This is a genomic window from Bacteroides sp. (assembly GCF_052357945.1).
GTDB lineage: Bacteria > Bacteroidota > Bacteroidia > Bacteroidales > Bacteroidaceae > Bacteroides.
This window is the reverse complement of sequence record NZ_DAWCXD010000003.1, coordinates 103,879-122,154: the sequence shown is the minus strand read 5'-3', so window position 1 is coordinate 122,154 and position 18,276 is coordinate 103,879. Positions and strand designations below refer to the sequence as shown.

The window sequence follows — 18,276 nt, the reverse complement described above, 5'->3', positions numbered from 1 at the left end:
TTGGTTAATGGTAATTTTGGGGCTATCGTATTGGTAAGTTTTTGTCTTTGAATAGGCAAATCCTTGCTAATACGGTGGTCTCTTTTATCTTCTTATTCCCTCTGTAACAGCGTCTAACGCTTGTTTTGGACGAATTTTAAGTTGAAATGAACGAAAACAAAGTCCTGTTAGACAGTATCAGAGAAGGAAGAAATGAATTGAAAGTTCCGTTTCGGACAGTTTATCTACATTTGCCTACAGAAAAACCAATCATTTGATATCATGAAAAAAGTATTATTGATTTCATTCGTAATCTTGTCTGTGGCTGCACAGATGACACATGCGCAAAAACGAGCAGTCATCAAGTTAACGGAAACAACGTTGATGCATGAAATGCGTGCTACTCCTTATCCTCTTGATAAAGCGGTGGTAAATGACCGTGCGGTTTCTTTTCAATGGCCGCTCCGTTCAGACATGAACTCGCAGGACAGTCCGTTGGATGGATTCGAACACAAAGTAAAGAAGGTAGATAAAACAAAGGTTACCTATCGGTTACGTTATTCGCAGGATGCCGGATTGAAGTCCGGAGTTGTTCAGGTGGAAACTCGTTGGCCGTTCTATAATCCGGAACAACCGCTTGCACCGGGTGTGTGGTATTGGCAGTTCGGTTACGTAGAAAACGGACAAGTGACCTGGGGAAGTACACAGCAAGTCACCGTAGAAGATCGTCCGGGCAAATTCTGTCCGCCTTCATTGAAAACAGTGTTGGCAAAACTACCTGCCGACCATCCGCGTGTGTGGATCATGAAGAACGAATGGAAGGACTTTATAAATCACAGCAAGCAAAAGGCAGAAAGACAATGGTATCTTGAACGTGCAGATCAGGTACTTCAGACTCCAATGAAATCAGTGAAAGATATTAATGTCTCGCAGGTGAAGAATTTGAAGAACGAGATGCAGATAAATTCATACCTCACTCGTGAGAGCCGTCGCATCATCGATGCGGAAGAGGGCAATACCGAAGCGCTGATACGGGCCTGGTTGCTGACGCAGGATACTAAATATGCTGACGAAGCCATCAAACGGGTATTTATCATGGCCGACTGGGATAAAGATAAGAATGTGAAAGGAGATTTTAATGCTTCTAGCTTATTGTCTCTCTGCTCTATGGCTTATGATTCTTTCTACGACCGGTTGAATACATCACAAAAGAAAGCATTACTGGAAGCCATCAAAAATAAAGGTGGTGAAATGTATGAGAACTTTAATAACCGGATGGAGAACCACATCGCCGACAATCATGTGTGGCAAATGACACTTCGCATCCTTACAATGGCGGCATTCAGTGTATATGGCGATCTACCCGAAGCCGATACATGGGTGGATTACTGTTATAACGTCTGGTTGGCACGTTTCCCCGGATTGAACAAAGACGGTGGCTGGCACAATGGCGATTCTTACTTTACGGTCAACACCCGTACATTAGTCGAAGTGCCTTACTATTATAGCAAACTGACCGGTTACGACTTCTTTTCCGATCCTTGGTATCAGGGAAATATCATGTATACCATCTTCCAGCAGCCTCCTTTTTCCAAATCCGGAGGAAACGGAAGTTCGCATCAGAATGTGGGGCGTCCAAACAGTATCCGTATAGGATATTTGGATGCACTGGCACGCCTTACCGGAAACACTTATGCCGCTGATTTCGTACGCCGTACATTGAAAGTGGAACCGGATTATATGAAGAAAGCCTTATTGAATAAGCCCGGTGATCTTGCCTGGTTCCGCCTGCAATGTGACAAACCTCTGCCGGAAGGTGAAGGATTGACAGCACTTCCCGCAGGATACGTCTTCCCCGCAACAGGACTTGCCTCTTTCCAGACGAACTGGGACAGAGTAGGTGGAAATGCGATGTGGAGTTTCCGGTCAAGCCCTTATGGTTCTACCTCTCATGCACTTGCCAATCAGAATGCTTTCAATACGTTCTATGGTGGAAAACCATTATTTTACAGTAGCGGACACCACATTGAGTTTACCGACGTACATAGTATGTTGTGCCATCGTGCCACACGTGCTCACAATACGATTTTGGTGAACGGTATGGGACAACGTATCGGTACGGAAGGATATGGATGGATTCCCCGTTATTATGCCAGCGAGAAGATCGGTTATGTGCTAGGCGATGCTTCCAATGCTTACGGAAAAGTGATTTCACCGCTTTGGCTGACACGCGGCGAACAGTCGGAGGTGCATTATACGCCCGAAAATGGCTGGGATGAGAACCATGTGAAAACTTTCCGCCGTCATATTGTCAATTTGGGAAAGACAGGACTCATCTTTATCTATGACGAACTCGTGGCAGACGAACCTGTAAACTGGAGTTATTTGCTGCATACCACAGAAAATCCCATGACAGTGGATCAATCGAATCATCGCTTCGTGCATATTCAAGCCACGAACCGCGGAGGAGCATCAGACGCTTATCTTTTCTCCACCGGAACATTGCAGACAGATACGACGAGCCGTTTTTTCTATCCGGCAGTCAACTGGCTACGTGCTGATGACAAAGGGGTGTTCAAGAAGTATCCTAATCACTGGCATTTCACCGCTACATCGGAAAAGGCACAAGTATATCGTTTTGCCACTGTCATCAATACACATGCACTGAAATATCCTGCCAAAGATCCCGAAATCTTGTCCGACGGACGTATCAAAGTGGGCGGATGGCTAATCAGTGTTAATCTGAAATCCGACGGTGCTCCTTCATTCTTTATCCGCAGCACTCAAGAGAAGGTGAATATCACTTATAAAGGTGAAGCTACTGTCATCAATGAGGATGGGTACGAAACGGTAATGAGGGATACAGTGCCCGAACTGGAAATCTGATCAATGAACATGAAAGATACGAATATATGAGACACTCTACTTTTAATATGAGAACTATATGTCTGTTGGCTGCATTATCGGGCATAACCGTCTTGTCGGCACAGACTCCCGGTAAACCCCGTGTACAGACTTCGGCAGCTCCGGAGGAAACTACGGTTTACAAGCCCGGCGGGAAAAAACAGGAAACAGCAGTTGCGACTTCTTCAAAAAAGGAAGAGGATAAACGCCAATCCGGCAAAGAGAATGCAGGAAAGAAAGCGACTGCCTTTGATGGTCAACGCTATCTGGCACTGAAAACGAATGTAATATATGATGCTTGTGCTTTGCTGAACCTTGCCGTGGAAATGCAGGTGCATAAAAAGATCACGGTAGAGTTGCCATTGACTTGCAGTTTGTGGGACTTGGGAGATAAGCACGGCGTGCGTACGGTAGCATTGCAACCTGAAGCCCGCTGGTGGATAGGAAATGAGACAGGACGGGGACACTTTGTCGGACTGCACGCCCACGTAGCATGGTTTAACGTGAAGTGGAACGATGACCGTTATCAAGATACGGATCGTCCGCTGTTGGGAGCCGGAATAAGCTACGGTTACAAACTCCCTCTTTCCAAACACTGGGGAGCGGAATTTAATCTGGGAGTGGGATATGCCAACATGAAGTATAACACCTATTATAATGTAGACAACGGAGCACAGCTGGATACGCGTGTCCGTCATTACTGGGGGATAACCCGTGTGGGAGCATCGTTGGTCTACCGCTTCTAACCTTAGATAGGAACATACATATAAATAAGATAACAATATGAGAAGAAATTTATATATACTGGCACAGTGCACTTTCTTGTTGTTCATCACTTTGCTGGTGAATGGATGCAGCCTGCACGAAGAACCGGAAATGACTCCCGAAGGAGAACTGGGAGTGGACCCGACAGCTGTAACACTCAACCTTAATCTGGCAATGAATCTAAGTTTGGCAGAAAGAGCACCGGTGACCATCACCCGTGCGTCGGAAACCAACTATCTGCGTCGTTTCATCGTAGAAGCCTATCTGGATAGACAGGTGGCGGCACGGCAAACGGTATATGAAGAGGATTTTAACCGTGCCAGTCTGTCTGTTAGTATGAAGCTGCACGCCCGTAATTACCGCATCCTGGTGTGGGCCGATTATGTGAATGCGGAGACACCGGAACAGGGACTTGTTTACGATGCCAAGAATCTGGCTTTTATCCTTCCTGCCGGGAAGTATATAGGGAATAGCCGTTATAAAGATGTTTTTGCTGCTTCTGCTATGGCAGACCTGACTTCTTTCCGCAATCATTGGGGAGCTGAAACAAGTCTTGACGTTGAACTGTATCGTCCCGTAGCACGCTATGAACTGGTGGCTAAAGATGTGGCAACGTTTCTCAATAAACTGTCCACAGGCGGACTGAAAGGTGAAAGTTTTACCGCTCGTGTGAAGTACAGTGATTATTTGCCTACCGGCTACAATTTGTGGGATGATGTACCCAAGAACTCGCTCATGTACATGGAATATAAAGTGGCATTTGAACGCCCTGCCGATGGTACGAAAGAACTGAAACTGGGATTTGACTATGTGTTGACCGATGCCGGAGAAACCGTTTCCATCCCTGTAGAGCTCGAAATCTTGAATGAGAAGAATGAAGTGCTGGCACGTACAGCTTTCCGTATTCCTTGCGAACGGGGCAAAAACACAACGGTACGCGGTAACTTCCTGACTTCCGATGCTAATGGAGGAATAGGGATCGACCCCGATTATGACGGTGATCTGGAAGTAGACCTTGGAGAATTATAAAATAGATAAATCAATTAAGAATTGCTTAACCATAAAACAATTAAGATCATGAAAAAGAACTTATTTTATTCGCTAATGGCTTTGTTCGTAGTGCTTTTTGCATCCTGTGGACAAGAAGAAATCGTTTCGGACAACGGAATAGAAATCAATGCTCCTGTTACCATCTCTGTACAGGCTCCTGTAAATAACGTCTTTAGCCGTGCGGTTACCATTCCTGACGGTTATACGATGCAATGTATCATGCAATTACTGAATGCTGATGGCAATAAGATAGGCGATCAGGTAACTAAACCAGTTACAGACGGTAAGGTATCTTTCACTATTTCTGTAGATGAACAAAAAGAAGTGTCGAAAGCATTGTTTTGGGCTGAATACGTGCCGGAAAGTGGTGCCGCTAATAAAGTATATAACACTGCTGATTTGAGAGCAGTAGGATATAATACTGCATCATTCGATCTGACAAATGATGCGTTGATGGCAGCCAGCGACGCTTTCTGCGGAAAATTGGAAACGATTGCTAATGCCAGTGTGACATTGAAACGCCCGTTTGCTAATGTGAGCGTAAAACCGAAGAATCCGGAAGTAGCTGCGGCGGCTAATAAACTGGAAATAAAATATAACGCTTTGAGTGGATATGATATTTTAGAGGGTAAATGTACTGCTACGACTCCTGTGACTTATACAAATGCAAGTTTTGCTTCTGCGGATGGCAATTGGTTCGCTAATTTCTTTTTTGCTCCTTCAAATGTAAGTAAATTTACAGAAGAAATAACCATGGCATTGAGTGGCGGATATAGTAAAGAGATTAAAATACCGGCAAATACATTACCTTTGGATGCTAATATGCAGATTATGGCTAAATTTGAAATCGGAGATGGAAACTTTGACATTGAAGTAGGAGTGGATCCGGATTATGAAGCATTGGAAATGAAAGTTGGTAGTTATATCAATGCCGAAGGTAAAGTGGTACGTGATGCGGCGGATGCTGTTGGTATTGTTTTCACGATGGAGGCTATTGGTAGTGATGTGCCGGCTAATTATCCTGTAGCACTTCAAGGTAAGACAATTGCCGGATATGCGGTAGCGATTGAAAATGTGGCGGCTGGTCGTCAATCTCTTAATACTGAATTATTGACTACTTTGACCGAAACAGTTGCAGGTATGACAAATGGAACACAGACTACGGACGTCTTATTAACAGGTCTTGGAGATGTTGCGTTTAAAACAACTTATGAGAAATGGGTGGGAGAACATGCTCCTGATAGTGAGAATTTGAGTGCATGGTATATTCCTACATTGTCGCAATTGAGTGCGTTTATGGGTACGTTGTTCACTATGAAAGAGGTGCCTGCTACTGGTAGTGAGGACTTCAGAAATATTCCGGAGTTTGGATTTATTAATGGTAAAATGTTTGATAGAGATCCGATTAATACAGTGAACTATGCTTCCAGTACCATCAATAACCAAGGTAATGTTTCGGGAGTACGTATTAATGTAGCTAATGGTGCAGTAACTAATGCGACAGAGGCAGGCATTAGTGTTAAGACAGCTCTTAATCAACAAGCTCTTTGCCGCCCAATGATTACAATCTTTAAATAGTCACAGAATATTCGACCTTACTCAATAGAAGTTCAAGGAAAGTGGGATCCCCCCATCCCGCTTTACCTTCTTCTTACATTGAAACTTTTGAAAATAGCCCTCTAATCTTATACCAAGAAAAGAAAATAATATGCACACCACATTTCGCCTATCGGTTTTTCTTTTGTTCATGGTACAGCTGTTCTGTAGCTGTACATCTGACTCGCTGCCCGAACCGGACAGTACGCAGCCAGAGACGCTTGCCGGAATTCCCGATGCCTATCAGGATAAAATACGAACGCAACCTTATCCCAAAGCAGATAATGAATTGTATCTGAATCCTGCTCCTCTTATTGTTCCTCAAGCCATGAAGACGGGCGAAAGACTGCAATTTTCCCTTTCACGTACTGAAGATTTCAGCAGTTCCGAAACGCTACTTTCCGAACCGCAGGAATGGTGTATGTATAATCTTCATCGTCGTTTGGAGGTCGGCACATGGTATTGGCGCTTTCGTTCCACCAATCTTAATGGAACTACGCCCGGTGAATGGAGTGCTATCTATCGTTTCGAAGTAAAGAATGATACACCGGAATTTGTAACACCTCCTTTTCGGACATTCTTAGCAAATGCTCCCCGTCTGCATCCTCGTATTTACTGTTTTTTAGACGACCGTATCGGAGAGGCTCGTAACCGTGTCACTTCACACCCTGAATATGCAGAACTACAAAGTCGTGCTTCACAGGCATTGAAAGCCGAATACACCGGAATGACTGATTTATATAGTCGTGCGGAAGAGCTCCGGCAACATGCCACTTATCTTTATCAGGCCTATCATTTAACCCAAAAAGAAATTTATGCCGAAAAGTTGCGTCAGCTTCTCGAAGCGTTGATTGCCGCTCCCCCAGCTGACGGACAACTTTTTGCATCCAACTTTACTGCCAGCAACATCGCATGGTGTCTTGTTGCAGCCTACGATCTGCTTTATAATAACTTGTCTGCTTCCGATCGTACTGCTGCCGAAGAACTGATGATGCGTGTGGCACGTTACTATTACAAGGTAAATTGCGGTTTTCAGGAAAACCATCTCTTTGATAATCATTTTTGGCAGCAGAATATGCGTGTCCTCTTTCAAGTGGCTTTGTCGCTTTATGATAAGCCGACCTATTCTTCCGAAGTGTTGCCCATGATGGAGTACTATTATGAATTGTGGACAGCCCGTGCTCCTGCTTCCGGTTTCAATCGCGACGGTATATGGCACAATGGTACCGGTTATTTCAGTGCCAATATATTGACTTTGGCGTATATGCCGTCTCTTCTTTCATTTATCAGTCGGTACGATTTTCTATCACATCCGTGGTATCAGAATGCCGGACGTTCGTTGGTTTATACTTGCCCGCCGGGATCGAAAAGCAACGGCTTTGGTGACAGTAGTGAAAAGGGGAGTGAACCCAACCGTCTGATTGCCGCCTTTGCTGACTATCTGGCATGTGAAACGGGTAATTCCTATGCCGGATGGTATGCCGGAGAATGTCGGGACCTGTTGCGTCGAGATTATGAATTGCGTCTTTACCGGATGTGTACCGATCAGGATTACAATACAACTTTTCCTGCCGGGGCTGATAAAATGGTATGGTATAAAGACGCTGGTGAAGTAGCCATGCACAGTGCTCCGGAAGATACGGGAAAGGATCTTGCGCTCTCGTTCCGTTCCAGTACATTCGGGTCCGGCAGTCACACTACTGCCAGTCAGAATGCTTTTAACCTGTTGTATAAGGGTGTCGATGTGTATCGCAGTACGGGTTATTATCAGAATTTCAGCGATGCTCATAATCTGATGTCCTATCGCCATACGCGGGCGCATAATTCACTGTTGGTAAACGGTATCGGACAACCTTATTCTACCGAAGGTTATGGCAGTGTGATGCGTGCTATGGGCGGACAGCATATCAGTTACTGTTTGGGAGATGCTTCACATGCTTACAGAGGTATCAGCAATGACCCGATGTGGGTTGGCTACTTCAAGCAGGCAGGTATTGAGCAGACGCCGGAAAATGGATTCGGTGCCACCCCGTTGACTAAATACCGCCGACATGTGTTGATGCTTCATCCTCATACGGTGATTGTGTATGATGAACTGGAAGCATCGGAGGCTGTCCGCTGGGAGTGGCTGTTGCATAGTCCTACGGAATTTAAGATGGATGCGACAAAGAAAACGTTGTCTACAAATAATAAGACCAAAGGATGGATGGCTGTGACGCAGCTTTTTGGAGGACATGTTTTTACGCTGTCCCAAACGGACCGTTTTGTAGTGCCGCCCGCCATCACCGGAGCGGAGTATCCCAACCAGTGGCACTTGACTGCACGGGTTGACGGTAGTTCTGCCACCCGTTTCCTGGCTATTATTCAGGTAGGAGATGAGGCTGTCCCTGCTATCTACCGTGACGGTGATACTTTTAGTGTGGGCGACTGGACGATCAAAGCGGTTTTGGATGCTTCCAAGGCTCCAGAACTTACTGTGAATCATCGCACCGAACAGGTCGTCTTTAGTTACGGGACGGACAATCCTGTCTTGAATGGGGCTTTTCACCCTCGGCAGTATACGGGTTCTTCGTTGCTTTACGACGAGATAAACGGAGTTTATCAGGTGGTGGAAATGACCGACCGGAGTCCCATATCTACCCGGGTAGCCAATCAATGATAAACAATGAAATAGAATGAATATGAATAACAAACAGAATATGATGAAAAGTAGAATTATTTGCATTTTGTTGCTTCTTGTCGGTGTATCCGGCATTTATGCTCAAAGTTTGACCGTTACCGGTAAGGTGGTGGACAACGAAGGCTTGGAAGTGATTGGAGGAAATGTAACCGTGAAAGGAAAACAAAACACGGGTACCATTACCGATATCAATGGTAAATACACCATTACTGTTAGTGATCCGCAGAAAGATGTTTTGGTCTTCTCTTTTATCGGATTGGAAAATATGGAAGTACCCGTGAAAGGAAGAAAACAGATTGATGTGACCATGAAGGCTGCGTCGGTATTGTTGGATGAGGTGGTAGCTATCGGTTATGCAACAGTAAAACGTAAAGACCTGACCGGTTCCGTGGCTTCTGTGAGAAGCGACGATTTGCTCAAAGTTCCTTCGTCTGATGTAACCCAAGCTTTGGCGGGACGTATGGCGGGGGTACAGATCATACAGACAGACGGTCAACCCGGTGCTACGATGTCAGTGCGTGTTCGTGGCGGTATATCAATTACGCAAAGCAACGAGCCGCTTTACATTATCGACGGATTTCCGACGGAAGATGGCATGTCCAGCCTTGATCCTGCCGATATTGAAAGTATCGACGTGTTGAAAGACGCTTCGGCAACAGCCATCTATGGCGCCCGGGGAGCGAATGGCGTAGTGGTAATCACCACCAAAAGCGGTGCGAAAAGTGAAGGGAAAGCGACTCTTACTTTCGATTCTTATGTCGGTGTGCGTACGCTTGCCAAGCGGTTGGATGTATTAAGTGTAGAGGAATTTGTGTTGGCGGATTATGAAAGAACATTAGGAGATGCTACTGATCCCGAGGAAAGTATGCGGTCATGGCAGAATCGTTATGGTGGTTTTGTCGATCTTCATGAGAACTATGGCAATCGTGAAGGTATCGACTGGCTGGACCGTACGATGGGACGTACTACCGTTACGCAAAATTACCGGGTAGGCGTCAACGGTGGCAATGATAAGTTGAACTACAATATGTCTTATGGTTACTTCAAGGATGAAGGTGCGATGGTATATAGCGGCAGCGATAAACATAACATTGCGCTTAGCGTGAAAAGCGAAGTGAATAAGCGGCTCTCCGTTACAGGACGTATCAACTTCGATTATCTGAAAGTGTATGGAGCAGGTGTTGCCGGAAATGGTACGAATGAAGGCGGAAGCAATGTAGATGCAAAGTTTAATAAAATGGTTCAGATTTTGCAATATCGTCCTACCATTGGTATACGTGGCAATGACTCGGATTTGTTGGCAGGAGAAGACCCTGTATTAAGCGATGCGGACGGAAACGTGATGCAGAATCCGTTGATTGCCGCAGCTGAAGAAAAGGATAATAAGGAAACACGTACTTTGCAAGCCAATGGCGGACTGACTTTCAAAATCATCAAAGGATTGACCTTCCGCAACAATACGGGTATGCGTTATCAGCTTTACCGCCGGGAGCTTTTCTATGGCGACCAATCTATTATGGGAAGGCGCAACGGTATTTACGGCTCTATCAGAAATACGGAAACCGGAAGTTTTCAAACCTCTAACGTCTTGACTTACGATAAACGTTTTCAGAAGAAGCATAAAGTAGTAGTGCAATTGGGACAGGAATTTGTAAAACGCTGGACTCGTGTGCTCGAATCCGGTGTCAGTGGGTTGCCTACCGATGAGTTCATTTTGGGAGATATGAGTCTGGGTACTCCATCCGTTGCTTCGTCCGATGAAAACTATGATGATAATCTGCTCTCTTTCTTCGCTCGTCTCAACTATGACTTTACCGATAAGTATTTGTTTTCCGCGACGTTCCGTGCGGATGGCTCTTCTAAATTCGGAAAGAATAATAAATGGGGTTATTTTCCTGCCGTATCGGCAGCATGGCGTGTAGGTGAAGAGGATTTTATAAAGAAACTGAATGTTTTCTCCGACTTGAAATTCCGTATCGGATACGGTTTGGCGGGTAACAACAGGATCGGTAGCTATAACAGCCTTGCTTTGATGTCTTCCATCATCACAGCTATGGGAGATCAGCTTACTCCCGGTTATGCCTCCAAGCAGATACCGAATCCCGATCTGAAGTGGGAAGCGAACAAGACTTTTAATATGGGTGTCGATTTAGGCTTCCTGAATCAACGCATCACCGTTTCGCCCGAATTCTATATAAATAGGAGTAGTAATTTGTTGCTTAATGCCCAGTTGCCTTACTCTTCCGGTTATCAGACCATGTTGATTAATGCCGGCGAAACGAAGAATGTAGGTGTGGAACTGACAGTGAATACAGTGAATTTCTCTACAAAGAAGTTTAGTTGGAATACTACATTGACGTTGTCGCACAACAAAAATACCGTAAGAGCATTGACCGGTGAGGCGGTACAACTCTATGAAGCCAAGTTCGGCTTTAACCAAAACACCCATCGCATTGCTGTCGGAGAACCATTAGGACAGTTTTATGGTTACATCACCGAGGGCCTGTATCAGGTAGATGATTTCAATTATGATGCTTCTACGCAGACCTATACATTGAAAGATGGAGTACCTTATCATGGTGATAAAGGTCAGATTCGTCCGGGTATGTGGAAGTTTAAGAACTTGACCGGAGACGATGATATTATTGATGAAAATGATAAAACGGTCATTGGCAACGCCCAGCCGAAATTCTACGGAGGCTTGAACAACTCATTCACTTACAAAGGTTTTGATTTGAGTGTCTTCCTGACTTTCAGCTATGGCAACGAAGTGCTGAATGCAACCAAACTGGTGACCAGCAAGGTGGGTAGCTTAAACTACAATGCTTTAGATGTGATGAATAGCTCCAATCGTTGGATGACAATCAATTCCGAAGGACAAAAAGTGACAGATCCCGGAGAATTGGCAGCTTTGAATGCCGGTAAAACCGTAGCTGCTTATTATGATGCCCAACAAGGAGATAATTATATTCATTCATGGGCAGTGGAGGATGCTTCCTATCTGAAGCTAAGTAATGTGACTTTGGGATATACATTCCCTAAAAATCTGATTGCAAGGGTGGGATTGAAAAACTTGCGTTTGTATGCCACCGGTAATAATCTGTTGACTTGGACCAAGTATTCAGGTTTCGATCCGGAAGTCTCCACGATGAAAAGCGGTTTGACACCGGGTGTTGACTTTGGAGCGTATCCGCTTAGCCGTTCTTTTATTTTTGGTCTCAACGTAGCATTTTAATTCTTTAAATACATAGTAATCATGAAAAAGATACATCTATTATATGCCGTATTCGCCTTGTTATTTACAGGGCTTACCTCTTGCGAGGATTTGCTAACGGAAGAACCTAACTCAAAATATGACCGGGACCGCTATTTCGATTCGGAAGATAAAGCGGAAATGGCAGTGATGGGAATATATAGTTCATTGTCGGACTTTAATCATTACGGTTGGTACGAAATGGCTTCTCCCGCATCGGACGATACCTATTATACGGCTCGTACGCAGTCTGACAATCAGGTTCACGATATTGCACATTATCAGCTAAACTCCACGAATACGTGGATTGAAAGTATCTGGAAACTGAAATATGAGGGAATCGACCGGGCTAACCTCACCATTGACGGAATCCGTGGCATGACAGGATACGCAGAAAATACCCGTCTGAAAGCATTGGAAGCGGAAGCTCGCTTTCTGCGTGCTTTCCTCGCATTTGATTTGGTGAGATATTGGGGAGATGTGCCTTTCAAAACATCTTATTCATCATCCTACGAATCTGCTTTTGGTGAACGTGTGGACAGGGAAGTGATTTATGACGAGATTATATCCGACCTTACTTTCGCTAAAAACAATCTGGATTGGGCAACTGCTTCTTCCAGTCCCGAACGGGTGACGCAAGGGGCTGCCCGTGCATTGCTGATGCGTGTATATTTGCAACGTGCAGGATATAGCCTTCAATCGAATGGACAGTTGAAACGTCCGGAGGACAGTAAGCGGATGGAATATTTCGATGCAGTGATAAAAGAGTGGGAGGCTTTTGAAAAGAAAGGGTACCATGATTTTTATGATGGTGGTTATGAGGCACTCTTTAAAAGCTACTCGCAGGGGGTACTGAATAATAAGGAGAGTCTTTGGGAGATTGCTTTCTATCATTCACAAGGACGTCGTAACGGTGGAGCATGGGGGATTTATAACGGTCCGCAGGTGGCGGAACCTACCGGAGTTTCTGCATCTGAATCTAGTCAGTATATGGGACGTGCCAACGGCTTTTTTATAGTGGTTCCCGAATGGCGTAACTTTTTCGAAGCGAGCGATAAACGCCGTGATGTGGCGATTTGCACCTATCGTTATACCTGGAATGGTACTAAAAAAGAGCATGTAAAAGAAGAAAGAAGTGCAGGTAGCTGGTATGTAGGAAAATGGCGCCGGGAATGGATGCCGAAAGAGTCATGGAACAAGAATATCAATTATGCGGATGTGAACTATTGCCCTTTGCGTTATGCTGATGTGGTATTGATGGCTGCCGAAGCGTATAATGAAACAGGAACAGACAGACAAAAAGCATGGGATTTGTTGAATAGCGTACGTACACGTGCTGAAGCAACTTCTATTACAGAAGCGAATTATGATGAAATGATGAGCGCACGGAAAAAGACACATAACCTGACTTTCATTGACGACTCTGCACCAGAAGGAAAGTTCCGTACGGCTCTCTACTGGGAACGTGGCTTTGAACTGGCTTTTGAAGGACAACGCAAATATGATCTGATACGTTGGGGAGTGTTGGGAAAGGCTCTGAAACTGTTTGGTGAGATCAGTTCCGTCAATCAGAAAGAGAACAAACCATATCCGGCTTACCGGAATTTTATGGAGGGTAAACATGAGCTTTTCCCTATCCCTCTGAAAGAAATACAAAGTAATCCGAAACTCAATGGAATGAATAATAACGGGTATTAGTAAGACCCTCAATAGAATAGGTGGCTGGAAAAATATACAAAAATAGTTTGCCAATTCAAAGAAAAGCCGTACTTTTGCAAGCCGATTATTATCACAAAATGATAAGAGATTAATTCATAGCAAGTTAGTATTCCTTTGTCCGGGGAAGACTAATGAGTGGTGAAGAAATTTTTAGTAGTAACATTTAAAAAACAAAATTAGAGTGGATACTTTAAGTTACAAGACCATTTCTGCAAACAAAGCGACTGTAACCAAAGAATGGGTTATCGTTGACGCTACAGACCAAACATTAGGCCGTCTGGGAGCAAAAGTTGCAAAATTGCTGAGAGGAAAGTACAAACCAAACTTTACTCCTCACGTAGACTGCGGTGATAACGTTATCATCATCAATGCAGACAAAGTAAAACTGACTGGTAACAAATGGAATGACAGAGTTTATTTGTCATATACAGGTTATCCTGGTGGTCAGAGAGAAATGACTCCTGCCCGTTTGATTACAAAACCGAACGGTGAAGAGAGATTACTGAAAAAAGTAGTGAAGGGCATGCTTCCTAAGAATATCCTGGGAGCTAAATTGCTGAATAACTTGTATGTTTACGCTGGTAGCGAACACAAACAGGCTGCTCAGAACCCGAAAATGATTGATATTAATTCATATAAATAAGATATAATGGAAGTAGTAAATGCATTAGGCAGACGTAAACGTGCAATTGCACGCGTATTCGTAAGCGAAGGTACAGGAAAGATTACTATTAACAAGAGAGACCTTGCAGAGTACTTTCCATCAACTATTCTTCAGTATGTTGTAAAACAACCATTGAACAAGCTGGGTGCTGCTGAGAAGTATGACATCAAGGTGAACTTGTGTGGTGGTGGTTTCACAGGTCAGTCTCAGGCATTGCGTTTGGCAATTGCTCGTGCACTGGTTAAGATGAACGCTGAAGATAAAGCTGCTCTTCGTGCAGAAGGCTTCATGACTCGTGACCCTCGTTCTGTTGAACGTAAGAAACCGGGACAGCCGAAAGCTCGTAGAAGATTCCAGTTCAGCAAGCGTTAATGTGCTGCCTGATAGAGGAATATGTTTAGTATCTAAACTACTGGGACTCTGCTCATAGACTACCCAGCGGTTGGTTTAGAAAAAACAAAAAAGAAAGTAAACGATTTAAAGAAAAAACAAGATGTCAAGAACAAATTTTGATACATTATTGGAGGCTGGTTGCCACTTCGGACACCTTAAGAGAAAGTGGAACCCTGCAATGGCTCCTTATATTTTCATGGAACGCAATGGTATTCATATCATTGACCTCCACAAAACAGTTGCAAAAGTAGACGAAGCTGCTGAAGCTTTGAAACAGATTGCCAAATCTGGCAAGAAAGTTCTTTTTGTTGCTACTAAAAAACAAGCTAAACAAGTTGTAGCTGAGAAAGCTCAATCTGTTAATATGCCTTATGTAATCGAACGCTGGCCGGGTGGTATGTTGACTAACTTCCCGACTATCCGTAAGGCTGTGAAGAAAATGGCTACTATCGATAAATTGACTAACGATGGTACTTACTCTAACCTTTCTAAGAGAGAAGTTCTTCAGATTTCTCGTCAACGTGCAAAATTAGACAAGACTTTGGGATCTATCGCTGACTTGACTCGTCTGCCGTCTGCATTGTTCGTTATCGACGTAATGAAAGAAAACATCGCAGTTCGCGAAGCTAACCGTCTGGGTATCCCTGTATTTGGTATCGTTGATACTAACTCTGATCCTTCAAACGTAGATTTCGTAATTCCTGCTAACGATGACGCTACTAAATCAGTAGAAGTTATCTTGGATGCTTGCTGCGCTGCAATGATCGAAGGTTTGGAAGAAAGAAAAGCTGAAAAGATCGATATGGAAGCTGCTGGTGAAGCTCCTGCTAACAAAGGCAAGAAGAAATCAGTGAAAGCTAGACTCGACAAGTCTGACGAAGAAGCTATCAACGCAGCTAAAGCTGCTGCTTTCATCAAGGAAGACGAAGAGGCTTAATATATAAAATGTGCCAATTTGCTAATGTGCAAGAGTATATTTATACGCTTGTATCTTGATTGGCAGATTGGCACATTTTTTTGTTTCGAAAATTATTATTCATTTAAATAAAGGAAATTATTATGGCTGTAAGTATGGCTGATATTACCAAGCTGCGCAAAATGACCGGAGCTGGTATGATGGATTGCAAAAACGCGTTGACTGAAGCTGAAGGCGATTTCGACAAGGCAATGGAAATTATCCGTAAGAAAGGACAAGCTGTTGCTGCTAAGCGTTCGGAACGTGAAGCTTCTGAAGGTTGCGTTTTGGCTAAAACTACCGGTGACCGTGCTGTTATCGTTGCTTTGAAGTGTGAAACTGACTTTGTGGCTCAGAATGCTGATTTCGTGAAACTGACTCAGGATATTCTTGATCTTGCTGTGGCTAATAAATGCGCTACTTTGGACGAAGTAAAAGCATTGCCGATGGGTAACGGTACTGTACAGGATGCAGTGACTGACCGTAGCGGTATCACAGGTGAGAAAATGGAACTGGATGGTTACATGACTGTAGAAGGTGTATGCACTGCTGTTTATAATCACATGAACAGAAATGGTCTTTGCACGATTGTTGCTTTCAACAAGGAAGTGAACGAGCAGTTGGCTAAGCAAATAGCTATGCAGATTGCTGCCATGAACCCGATTGCTATTGATGAAGATGGCGTTTCTGAAGAAGTAAAACAGAAAGAAATTGAAGTTGCTATTGAGAAGACAAAAGCAGAACAGGTACAGAAAGCTGTAGAGGCTGCTCTGAAGAAAGCTAACATCAACCCGGCTCATGTGGACAGCGAAGAACACATGGATAGCAACATGGCTAAAGGATGGATTACAGCTGAAGATGTAGCTAAAGCAAAAGAAATCATTGCTACTGTTTCTGCAGAGAAGGCTGCACACCTGCCTGAACAAATGATTCAGAACATCGCGAAAGGTCGTCTGGGCAAGTTCTTGAAAGAAGTTTGCTTATTGAACCAGGAAGATATCATGGACGGTAAGAAAACTGTAAGAGAAGTGTTGGCTGCTGCTGACCCTGAACTGAAGATTGTTGATTTCAAGCGTTTCACTTTGAAAGCTGAATAATCAATCAGATTCAAATTCTATGATGTGTCCTTAAAAACGGAACACGTTAACTTAATAGAGATATTCATTAAGACTCTCTATTTGAAGATACAAGAAAGGCAACTAATTCATAACGAGTTAGTTGCCTTTTCTTTTGATTTGATCTTATCATTCCTTTCCTCAAGAAACTGCCATGTATAACATGAGGCACATTCTTGGGGAGGATTATTTCAATGCTTTGTCTATTTCCTTCATCAGCTTGTCCATTTCCTCTTTTTTATAACCGACAGTGGCGGATATCACTTTCCCGTCTTTGTTGATTAAGTAACTTCTGGGAATGTATTGACTGGCAAACTTACCTGTGACTTCCCGTTTCGGGTCCGGGTAGAGAGGAAATGTAAACCCTTTGCGCTTGTTGTATTCCGTTAATTGGTCGTCGGTATGTTCGCGTCCGATTACTAACATGCAGAAATCTTTGTTGTCCTTATATTTAGGCCAGAGTGTTTTTTGAACTTCAGCCAGTTCGCTTTGGCAAGGACCACACCAAGTAGCGAAAATATTGATTAATACAACTTTCCCTTTCAAATCCTCGGAGTTTACAGTACCGTTCACTGTTGAATGAAGGGTGAAAGCAGGCATACTATCGCCTACCTTGACGATATCAGCATTGTTGTCTTGTGCAAATGACAACAGTGAGAATAACACTGCTGCACAGAATAATGTTACTTTTCTCATATCTTTAAAATTTCTAGTTACAAAATGCTATTTAGTTTAACCTCCTATACCTTTTGTTCTGGCATATCCTTCTTTAATGAGCAGCTCTATGATTTTGGTTTTGAAATCTCCTTGCACCATAATCTCTCCGTCTTTAGCCGATCCGCCTACTCCGCATTTGCTTTTCAGTAGCTTACCCAGCTCTTTCAAGTCGTTTTCCGTTCCTATAAATCCGGTAATTAATGTGACCACTTTGCCGCCCCGGTTCTTTTTGTCAATGGAAACTCGCAGGTTTTGTTTGTTTTTGTCGAGAGTAACTTGCTTTTCATCGTTATCCATTTCATAGCCGAAGTCCGGATTCGTGGAATACACTACGTTTAATCTATCTTTCCAATCATTATTTTTCATACTCGTCATTTTTAATCCTTTTTCAAAAGTATTAAACTTATGGAAAAGAGCAAAATTTGAACCTCTTTTCATTGTTTTGTTTAATCTCTATTAAGGTTTTCTGTTATAGGGTTGTCAGTC

The 18,276-nt window shown here is 43.6% G+C and carries 13 protein-coding genes; 11 read left to right on the top strand and 2 right to left on the bottom strand.

The features are described from left to right. Positions 1–261: 261 nt before the first annotated feature. The 11 genes from ACT8YW_RS01910 to tsf all read left to right on the top strand — a co-directional run bounded on the left by ACT8YW_RS01910 (position 262) and on the right by tsf (position 17,055). On the top strand, positions 262–2,865 hold the full coding sequence (locus tag ACT8YW_RS01910) for a DUF4962 domain-containing protein (protein ID WP_444103784.1): 2,604 nt from the start codon (positions 262–264) through the stop codon (positions 2,863–2,865). 26 nt (positions 2,866–2,891) lie between these two features. Beyond that, positions 2,892–3,629: a DUF3575 domain-containing protein gene (locus ACT8YW_RS01905; RefSeq protein WP_444103783.1), complete on the top strand. Its 738-nt coding sequence runs from the start codon at positions 2,892–2,894 to the stop codon at positions 3,627–3,629. A 37-nt stretch (positions 3,630–3,666) separates the two neighbouring features. Continuing rightward, positions 3,667–4,677 (top strand): DUF6562 domain-containing protein, encoded by a 1,011-nt coding sequence (locus ACT8YW_RS01900; protein ID WP_004314710.1) that lies wholly within the window; start codon positions 3,667–3,669, stop codon positions 4,675–4,677. Positions 4,678–4,725: 48 nt separating this feature from the next. After that, the gene (locus ACT8YW_RS01895) at positions 4,726–6,276 is read left to right on the top strand and encodes a hypothetical protein (RefSeq protein ID WP_444103782.1); all 1,551 of its coding nucleotides are present in this window, start codon (positions 4,726–4,728) and stop codon (positions 6,274–6,276) included. 130 nt (positions 6,277–6,406) lie between these two features. Then, on the top strand, positions 6,407–8,953 hold the full coding sequence (locus ACT8YW_RS01890) for a DUF4962 domain-containing protein (RefSeq protein WP_444103781.1): 2,547 nt from the start codon (positions 6,407–6,409) through the stop codon (positions 8,951–8,953). 40 nt (positions 8,954–8,993) lie between these two features. Beyond that, entirely contained in the window at positions 8,994–12,209 is a 3,216-nt protein-coding gene (locus ACT8YW_RS01885; protein WP_444103780.1) for a SusC/RagA family TonB-linked outer membrane protein, read from the top strand. Between the two features lie 21 nt (positions 12,210–12,230). After that, a complete protein-coding gene (locus tag ACT8YW_RS01880) occupies positions 12,231–13,925 on the top strand; it encodes a RagB/SusD family nutrient uptake outer membrane protein (RefSeq protein ID WP_444103779.1) in 1,695 nt (564 codons plus the stop codon). Positions 13,926–14,127: 202 nt separating this feature from the next. Then, a complete protein-coding gene (gene rplM / locus ACT8YW_RS01875; protein WP_004297202.1) occupies positions 14,128–14,589 on the top strand; it encodes a 50S ribosomal protein L13 in 462 nt (153 codons plus the stop codon). A 6-nt stretch (positions 14,590–14,595) separates the two neighbouring features. Then, a complete protein-coding gene (gene rpsI / locus ACT8YW_RS01870) occupies positions 14,596–14,982 on the top strand; it encodes a 30S ribosomal protein S9 (RefSeq protein ID WP_008760801.1) in 387 nt (128 codons plus the stop codon). A 121-nt stretch (positions 14,983–15,103) separates the two neighbouring features. Continuing rightward, a complete protein-coding gene (gene rpsB, locus ACT8YW_RS01865) occupies positions 15,104–15,940 on the top strand; it encodes a 30S ribosomal protein S2 (protein WP_004297204.1) in 837 nt (278 codons plus the stop codon). Between the two features lie 122 nt (positions 15,941–16,062). Next, a complete protein-coding gene (gene tsf, locus ACT8YW_RS01860) occupies positions 16,063–17,055 on the top strand; it encodes a translation elongation factor Ts (protein WP_004297205.1) in 993 nt (330 codons plus the stop codon). Positions 17,056–17,259: 204 nt separating this feature from the next. Here tsf and ACT8YW_RS01855 read toward each other — a convergent pair whose 3' ends face one another. Then, the gene (locus ACT8YW_RS01855; protein ID WP_444103778.1) at positions 17,260–17,769 is read right to left on the bottom strand and encodes a TlpA family protein disulfide reductase; all 510 of its coding nucleotides are present in this window, start codon (positions 17,767–17,769) and stop codon (positions 17,260–17,262) included. 36 nt (positions 17,770–17,805) lie between these two features. After that, a complete protein-coding gene (locus ACT8YW_RS01850; RefSeq protein WP_444103777.1) occupies positions 17,806–18,156 on the bottom strand; it encodes a translation initiation factor in 351 nt (116 codons plus the stop codon). Between the last annotated feature and the right edge of the window lie 120 nt (positions 18,157–18,276).